Origin of the sequence: Paracoccus sp. UBA5162 (genome assembly GCF_002413585.1) — a bacterium.
Taxonomy (GTDB): domain Bacteria; phylum Pseudomonadota; class Alphaproteobacteria; order Rhodobacterales; family Rhodobacteraceae; genus Paracoccus.
The window spans coordinates 12,784-21,422 of the sequence record NZ_DHXG01000095.1; the positions used below are offsets into that span (position 1 = coordinate 12,784).

Sequence of the window (8,639 nt, forward strand, 5' to 3'; positions counted from 1 at the left end):
GGGCACGAAGTAATACATCAGCCCGACCATCATCGGCGTCAGCCACAATCCGAACAGGTTGTGGTTTCCCCACCAGTTCAGCATTCCGTCGGCCAGCGGGTCTTCCAGCGCGCCGGACAGCCGCGCCCCCGGAATGCCGTTGCCCAGCAACGTGCCCGGCCGCCACATCACGTTGACGATGAAATAATCTGCGGCCAGCCAGATCGGGCTGGCGACGCTCCACCAGACGGTGACGTAAAGCGGCCTGATCCGCCGCGCCAGCACCGTCATCAGGATGATGTAGATGTTGATCAGCAGCACGACCACCACCGCCACATCGACCGGCCAGATCAGTTCGGTATATTCACGCCCCTGGGTATATCCCATCGACAGCCCGGCAAAGCCCGCGGCCATCGTCAGGTTCCACGCCCACGCCATCCAGACCGCAAGGCTTTCGCCCCACATTTCCCGCAAGCCCAGAAGCCGCGGCAGGACATAGAAGGCACCGCCGAAATACATCATCGACAGCCAGGCGAAGATGACCCCGTTCACGTGGATCGGCCGGATCCGGCTGAAGACCAGATAGGGGATGCCGGCAAAGATGTTCGGCGCGATCAACTCGGTCGCGATGGTCAGGCCGACCAGGGTGACGAACATCAGCCAGAAGACGGAACTGTAAAGCCAGGTTCGCGCGGCACGGTCGCTGTAATGATGGATCGGTTCCAGCAGGTCGCTTGGATGTCGGCCGGAGGGTGGCATGTCCCGGGTACTGGTTATGTCCGTCACGACATTCCTCCCCTTCCGTTCGGCGGGGTCGCATGTTCCGGGCAGTTTTCCGCCATGCGCCGTCCGGTCGAAAAAACGGCGGTGTCGAAAGGCTTTAGCCGGAGCGAGAGTCGGCCCCGCAGGCACGTTGCTCGCATTTTTTGCATCAGTCAACCATTTCCAGGACGCGCGCCGACGATGCCAAGGGCGGTCGTGGCCCGCCCTCCGCGCGCGCTTCGTTCCGTCGCCACCGACCATTGCGGGCGGTCTCGCATCGCCCGATCACGGACACGGCGCGCGTCGGCGCCGGACAAGGGCGGCGCCGCTGATCCGGGATTTCGTCTTTCGCGGGAACGGTCAGCCATCACCTGCGTTGTTCGCCGGGCGTCCTTGCGGATGCCGGATCACAAATCAGGACAGGAGAGTGCCGTGACCGACACCAGCAACAAGAGCGGTGAGGCGGGCGAGCTGCATCAGCGTGGCGGCAAGCCCTTGACCACCAATCAGGGCGTCGCGCTCAGCGACAACCAGAACAGCCTGAAGGCGGGCGCGCGCGGGCCTTCCCTTCTGGAAGACTTCATCCTGCGCGAGAAGATCTTTCACTTCGATCACGAGCGTATCCCCGAACGGATCGTGCATGCCCGCGGGTCGGGTGCGCATGGCTATTTCGAATGCACCGATCCCATTCCTGAACTGACACGCGCCCAATTCCTGTCGAAGAAGGGCCGCACGCCGGTCTTTACCCGCTTTTCCACCGTCGCGGGCGGGGCGGGCAGCGTCGACACCCCCCGCGATGTCAGGGGTTTTGCGGTCAAGTTCTATACCGAAGAGGGCAATTTCGATCTGGTCGGCAACAATATCCCCGTGTTCTTCATCCAGGACGCGATCAAGTTTCCCGATCTGATCCACGCCGTGAAGATGGAGGCCGATCGGGGCTATCCCCAGGCCGCCACGGCCCATGACACTTTCTGGGATTTCGTCTCGCTGATGCCTGAATCGCTGCACATGATCATGTGGGCGATGTCCGACCGGGCGATTCCGCGCAGTCTCCGCATGATCGAGGGTTTCGGGATCCACACCTTCCGTCTGGTCAATGACGAGGGCAAGTCCACCTTTGTCAAGTTTCACTGGAAGCCACGGCTGGGGCTTCAGAGCCAGGTCTGGAACGAGGCGGTCAAGACAGCGGGCGCCAACCCGGACTATCACCGACAGGATCTGTGGGAGGCCATCGAACGCGGCGATCATCCCGAATGGGATCTGGGCATCCAGGTCTTTGACGCGGATTGGGCCGCCCGGCAGCCATATGACGTCCTGGACGCGACCAAGCTTGTTCCGGAAGAGGATATCCCGGTGCGCGTCGTCGGCCGGATGGTGCTGGATCGCAATCCCGACAACTTCTTTGCCGAGACCGAGCAGGCGGCCTTCTGTCCCTCGCATGTGGTGCCGGGCGTCGACTTTACCGACGATCCGCTGTTGCAGGGGCGGCTGTTCAGCTATCTGGACACCCAGAAATCGCGGCTGGGAACCGCCAATTTCCATCAATTGCCGATCAATGCCCCGAAATGCCCGATGCAGAATTTCCAGCGTGACGGGATGATGCAGATGGCGGTGCCCAAGGGACGGGCCAATTATGAACCCAACAGTCTTGCCGAAGCCGGCGAGGACGGCGGTCCGCGCGCCGTGGATCGGGGTTTTGCCACCGCCCCTGCGATGACCGATCTGGGCAACTCGCCCGATGCCAAGCTGCGCGTCAGGCCCGAATTGTTCGGCGATCACTACAGCCAGGCGCGGTTGTTCTATCGCAGCCAGACCCAGGTCGAACAGCGCCACATCGCCGAGGCGATCACCTTCGAGTTGTCGAACGTGGGACTGGATCATGTCCGCAGCCGGATTCTGGGTCATCTGCGGGTGATCGACGAAGATCTCGCCGGCGCCGTGGCCCGCGGCCTGGCCGAAGATCTGCCCGAGGCCGCGACGCCGCAGCGGGCCCCGATCGACATGCCGCCCTCGGACGCGCTGTCGATCCTGAAGCGGTCGAAGCCCAGCCTCGCGGGCCGCAAGGTCGGGATTGTCATCGGCGCCGGGGGCGATTCCGCGCGCGCCAAGGCCATTCGTGAAGCGGTCGAAGCGGCCGGCGGCGTGGCGGTGATGATCGCAAGGCAGCGTGGCCATGCCGAGGCGCAACTTGCCGCCACGCCATCGGTTCTTCTGGATGCGATCGCCCTGGTGATCGGGTCAGAGGACGCACGGGCGCTGGCCAGCTACAAGCCGGCGATCGATTTCGTCTCGGACGCCTTCGCGCATCTGAAAGCGATCGCGGCCGAGGATGCGGCGAAACCGCTTCTGGATGCGGCGGGCGTCACCAGGGATGAGGGTGTCGTGGACCTGGACCCCGATGCCTTCGTCAAGGTCGCTGCACGGCGGTTCCATGATCGCGAGCGCGCGATCTGGTAGCGCGCATCGGGGCGGGGCAGTCCATCTCTGGACCGCGCCGGCCCTGCGGCCACCAGGCGGCCTGTATCTTCGAAAGTCCGGCGGGCGTTTTCGCCCGCCTGTTTGCCCGGATCGGCAGGCGCTGACCCCTGTCGCGGCCGGCAATATGCCTCACGCGAACGGCAGTCCCGTCCTTGACTGCGGGGCGACGGCAGGCGCCCATTCCGGCGCCGGAAGAAACGGTCCAAATGGGGGCCGGTTCAGGAACCATCGCGCCGCGCAAGGCGTATATTCTTCCGAAATGCCTTTGATCATTCTCGTGGACCCCGAGGGAAAGGACGGAAATGGCACCGCGCGCATTGTGGAAGGGTCAGCTTCGGCTGTCATTGGTCGCCATCCCCGTCGAGATCTATTCGGCCACGAAACCCGATGGCCGCGTGTCATTTCGCCAGATTCACCGGCCTTCGGGCAAGAAGGTGCGATATGAAAAGACCGTGCCCGAGATCGGACCAGTGGATGCGGCCGAAATCGTCAAGGGCTACGAGATCGGGGATGACGAATATCTGCTGATCGACCCCGAAGAAATCGACGCGATCAAGCTGGAGACGAAAAAGACCTTCGAACTGGTTCAGTTCGTCGATTTTCGCGATATACCGCCGATCTACTTCAACAAGCCCTACTACATCGTCCCTTCCGACGATCTGGCCGAGGATGCCTATCGCGTCGTGCGCGACGCGCTGCGGCAGACGAACAAGGTCGGGCTGGGCCAGGTGACGATGCGCGGCAAGGAATATCTTGCCGCCGTCAAGGCCTGTGGCGACGGCTTGTTGATGGAATCGCTGCATTACGAAAACGAACTGCGCGAGGCCGATCAGATTTTTACCGGTATCGAGGATGCACCCGCCGATGTCGAACTGGTCGAGGTTGCCACCTCGCTGATCGAACGCAAATCCGCGCCCTTCGACGCCACCGCCTATACCGACAAATATGCCGCGGCGCTGCGCGATCTGCTGGAGGCCAAGCGAAAGGACAAGAAAGCCCCACGAGTCCGCGACGACGCCGAACGTGAAGTTGCCGGCGGCGACAAGGTCGTCGATCTGATGAGCGCGCTGAAACAGAGCCTGAAGACCGCGCGGGCGGCCGACAGCAAGAAGCCGAAGCGCAAGAAGGCGTCGTGATGACCCGCCGCGACGCTCGGCCGGCCGACCCTCTGGCCGAATACAACGACAAGCGCAATTTCACCCGCACCGGCGAGCCGATAGGCCGGATTCCGGCTGCCGCAGACGACAATCACCGCTTCATCGTGCAGAAACATGCCGCCTCCCACCTGCACTACGATTTCCGGCTGCAATGGAATGGCGTGTTGCTCAGTTGGGCTGTCCCCAAGGGCCCTTCCTCCGATCCGCGCGAAAAACGCCTTGCGGTCCGGACCGAGGATCATCCGATCGACTATGCCGGCTTTGAAGGCACGATCCCCAAAGGCGAATACGGTGCCGGAACGGTGATGCTGTGGGACGAGGGCACCTGGTCGGCGCAGGAGAATTTCGGGCAGGGCCTGAAGAAGGGCAAGCTGAAATTCACGCTTCAGGGCAGCCGGATGCACGGCGGATGGACCCTGGTGCGGATGCAGCGAAAGCCCGATGACAAGCGGGAAAACTGGCTGCTGATCAAGGAGATCGACGACGACGCAGGGGAGGAACCGGACGCGTTGACCGACCAGTTCGACGTCTCGGTCAGGACCGGCCGCCCGATGAAACGGATCGCGGCCGCGGTCGGTCCGGTCGCATCCGCGGCCGCGGATCGAAAACGCCGGGGCAAACGGCCGGCCTTCACCACGCCGCAGCTTGCCACGCTGGTCGACAAGCCACCCGAGGGTGACGATTGGCTGCACGAGACGAAGTTCGACGGCTACCGATGCCTTGCCGCGCTGGGCGGCGGAGGGACGCGGCTCTATACCCGCTCGGGCAAGGACTGGACGGATCGTTTCGGCCGCCTGGCCACGGCGTTCGACGCCTTGCCCTGCGACACCGCCCTGATCGACGGCGAGGTGATGGCCGATCGGATTCGGCAATCGGCCTTTTCATCGCTGCAACGCGCACTCAAGGAGGGGGGCGATCTGGTCTTTTTCGCCTTTGACCTGCTGCGCGTGGACGGCACCGACTTGACCGACGCGCCCCTGATCGAGCGGCGCGAACGATTGGCCGGCTTGCTGGCGGGTCTGCCGGCCGGCGGCGCGCTGCGGACAAGCGACCACGTCATCGGCCACGGCGCCCGGATCTTCGCCGCGGCTTGCGAGGCCGGGGGCGAAGGCACGGTGTCAAAGCGTCTCGACGCACCCTATCGCGGTGGACGCGCCAAGACCTGGCTGAAGACCAAGTGCACGCGACGGCAGGAATTCGTGATCGTGGGATTCAGCCCCTCGGACAAGAAGGGGCGGCCGTTCGCATCGCTTCTGGTAGCCTCGCACGAAGCCGGCAAGCTGCGCTACAAGGGTCGCGTCGGCACAGGCTTTTCCGAGGCCTCGATGAAGGATCTGTCTGCCGCCTTCACCCCCCGCAAGACCCCGCCGGTCGGTGATGTGCCCGCGGCCATCGCGCGTGGCGCATCCTGGCTGCGCCCTGACCTGGTGGCCGAAGTCGAGTTCACCGAATTCACCGCCGACGGCCATATCCGTCACGGCGCGTTCCTGGGATTGCGCCACGACAAGACCGCCGATCAGGTCCGGTTGGAGGAACCGATGCAACAGAACGAGGAAACCGGGATTCGCGGCATCCGCGTCACCCATGAGGGTCGCAGGGTCTTTCCGGAAGCGGGCTGCACCAAGGGCGATGTGGCGCGCCACTATGATCGTGTCGGCGAACGCATGATCGGGCTGATCGGTCAGCGTCCGCTGTCTCTGTTCCGCTGCCCTTCGGGGATCGACGGACAATGTTTTTTCCAGAAGCACGACACCGGCGGGATGCCCCGCGAACTGGGCCGCGTCGAAATCGGCGAAAGCGACGGGAATGCGGCCCGGTATCTCTATGCCACGGGCCCCGGCGGACTGGTCGCGGCGGCGCAGATGGGCACGCTGGAATTCCACGTCTGGGGGGCGCGTCGCGATCGTCTGGACAGGCCCGACCGCCTGGTCTTCGATCTGGACCCCGACGAGGGGCTGGGCTGGGACGCGGTGCGTGCCGCGGCCTTCGACCTTCGCGAGGCCCTGGCAGGGATCGGGCTGAAGACGGGCGTCATCGTGACCGGTGGCAAGGGCGTTCACGTCTGGACCGCGCTGCGCCGCACACGGGGTTGGGACACGGTCAAGCTGTTTGCCAAGACCTTTGCCCATGCGATGGCATCGCGCGAACCCGAACGGTTCACAGCCTCCATGTCGAAGGCCCGTCGCAAGGGGCGCATCTTCATCGACTGGCTGCGCAACGAACGCGGCGCGACGGCCATCGCCCCCTATTCCGTCCGCGCGCGCGCGGGCGCGCCGGTCGCTGTCCCGGTCACCTGGACCGAGCTTCGCAAAATCGAGGCATCCGGCGGGTTTTCGATGGGCGACATGGCCGCGAGGCTGAAGTCCCGCTGCCCGGCGCTGGCCCTGCAGGAAGAGCGGCAGACCCTTTCCGATGGCGTGATCGACGGGCTGCAGCAAATGGTGGCCAAGGACTGAAAGCAGGAAGAATGTCGTCCGCGCGCGTGGATGCGGGTCTGGCAACATGAAAGGAGAACAAGGATGCATCCGAAGGATCTTGACAAGATGGACACCCAGGACCGTCAGCCGGGGATCGAATCCCGCATGGACCCGCCCCCGGAATACATGCCGCGCCATCCCGGGTCGGGACGACTGAAGGACAGGGTGGCGATCATCACCGGCGGCGATTCCGGTATCGGACGCGCGACCGCGGTCCTGTTCGCGCGGGAAGGCGCCGATGTGACGATCGTCTATCTGGACGAACATGACGACGCGGAAAAGACACGCAGTCTGGTGAAGGACGAGGGCCGCAAGGCTTTGTTGCTGGCGGGAGACGTGGGCAGCAAGTCGTTCTGCGAAGACGTGGCACGCCAGACCCTGGACGAGTTCGGACGCCTGGATGTTGTGGTCTGCAACGCGGCCGAACAGCACGCAAGAGAGGACGTCACCGAAATCTCCGAAGACCAGCTGTTTCGCACCTTCCGAACCAATCTGGGCGGACAGTTCTTCATGGTTCAGGCAGCGCTGCCGCATCTGGAGAAGGGCGCATCGATCATCTGCACCACCTCTGTGACCGCCTATCGCGGCCAGGATCTGCTGATCGACTATGCGTCCAGCAAGGGTGCGATCCTGTCCTTCATGCGGGCCATGTCGTCCAAGCTGGCGCCCAGGGGGATTCGCGTGAACGGCGTTGCCCCCGGACCGATCTGGACGCCGCTGATCCCCGCCTCGTTCCCACCGGACAAGGTGAAGGATTTCGGCAAGTCCTCACCGCTGGGCCGTCCCGGCCAGCCCAACGAGGTTGCTTCTGCCATGCTGTTTCTGGCCTGCGATGACGGGTCCTATTTCACCGGCCAGGTTCTGCACCCCAATGGCGGCGACCTGGTCGGAAGCTGAGATCGGCCTCGTGGCCCAGGGGTCCGGGACGCCGGTCTTCGGGCAAGGCCGACCGCGATGTTTTCACGATCGGTCCTTTTCCGGTTTGCCAACGAACATCCGGTCCTTGGCGGCGGTAATATGATGGCGCATGGCGGCCTTGGCGACCTCTGGCTGCTGCAGCCGGATCGCGTCCAGGACGGCTCGATGTTCAGCCAGCACCCGTTCCTGACGCACCGGCGTATCCAGCAGGGTCAGGGATCGCGACAGCTTCACGCCAAAGGCGATCTGTTCTTCAAGCGATTCGAGAACCGAAGCGAAGAACGGGTTCTTCGAGGCACGCGCCACGGCAAGGTGAAGCATCTGGTCTGCCTCGACACCCAGAGCGTTCTGTTCATAGGCTTGCTTCATCACCTCATAGGCGTGATCCATCGCGGCAAGATCATCTTCGTCTCGGCGCCGTGCCGCCCATGCGGCGGCCGCCCCTTCCACGTCGATGCGGAATTCGTAGCAGCGTTGGACGCCCGAGACGGATTCCAGCGGAATGAAACTGATGAGCTGCCGGTCGGGCCGGCGCAGGACATAGCTGCCAGAGCCGCGTCGCGACTGGACGATCCCGTCATCGCGAAGGCGCGAAAGCGCCGCGCGCACGATCGGTCTGGAGACGCCGAAATTCTGGGCCAGGACGTCTTCGGCGGGCAGCCGACTTTGCACCGGGTATTTCTCTTCGAGAATTGTCGCCAGCAGTTGATCGTAAACCTGATCCGCCAAAGAGGGGCGACGGGTCTCTGACAAGGTGATCTCCTTCATGTTTGGTCTGGACTGAAATCCGCGCCGGCCAGCCACCTGATCTCCTTTATAGGCCCGCGACCGACCCTTGTAACGATCTTGCCGTCACCGCGGTCGGTCA

6 protein-coding genes are annotated in these 8,639 nt (G+C 63.9%); 4 read left to right on the forward strand and 2 right to left on the reverse strand.

The window, feature by feature from the left end:
• Nucleotides 1-738 (reverse strand): cbb3-type cytochrome c oxidase subunit I (locus tag B4A72_RS15455; RefSeq protein ID WP_292958006.1); only part of this gene is annotated, 738 nt, incomplete at its 3' end.
• A 402-nt stretch (nucleotides 739-1,140) separates the two neighbouring features.
• Here B4A72_RS15455 and B4A72_RS15460 point away from each other — a divergent pair.
• From B4A72_RS15460 to B4A72_RS15475, 4 genes are all read left to right on the forward strand, one after another.
• The gene (locus tag B4A72_RS15460) at nucleotides 1,141-3,198 is read left to right on the forward strand and encodes a catalase (RefSeq protein ID WP_414692184.1); all 2,058 of its coding nucleotides are present in this window, start codon (nucleotides 1,141-1,143) and stop codon (nucleotides 3,196-3,198) included.
• 323 nt (nucleotides 3,199-3,521) lie between these two features.
• Nucleotides 3,522-4,355 (forward strand): Ku protein, encoded by an 834-nt coding sequence (locus tag B4A72_RS15465; protein ID WP_292958008.1) that lies wholly within the window; start codon nucleotides 3,522-3,524, stop codon nucleotides 4,353-4,355.
• Complete coding sequence (gene ligD / locus B4A72_RS15470) at nucleotides 4,355-6,832, forward strand: DNA ligase D (protein ID WP_292958010.1); 2,478 nt, start codon at nucleotides 4,355-4,357, stop codon at nucleotides 6,830-6,832. The genes B4A72_RS15465 and ligD overlap by 1 nt, the downstream gene beginning before the upstream one ends.
• A 63-nt stretch (nucleotides 6,833-6,895) precedes the next feature.
• Nucleotides 6,896-7,750 (forward strand): SDR family oxidoreductase, encoded by an 855-nt coding sequence (locus tag B4A72_RS15475; RefSeq protein ID WP_292958012.1) that lies wholly within the window; start codon nucleotides 6,896-6,898, stop codon nucleotides 7,748-7,750.
• A 63-nt stretch (nucleotides 7,751-7,813) separates the two neighbouring features.
• Here the strand turns inward: B4A72_RS15475 and B4A72_RS15480 are convergent, their stop codons facing one another.
• Nucleotides 7,814-8,524, reverse strand: a complete 711-nt coding sequence (locus B4A72_RS15480) for a FadR/GntR family transcriptional regulator (protein ID WP_292979058.1) — start codon at nucleotides 8,522-8,524, stop codon at nucleotides 7,814-7,816.
• Nucleotides 8,525-8,639 lie beyond the last annotated feature (115 nt).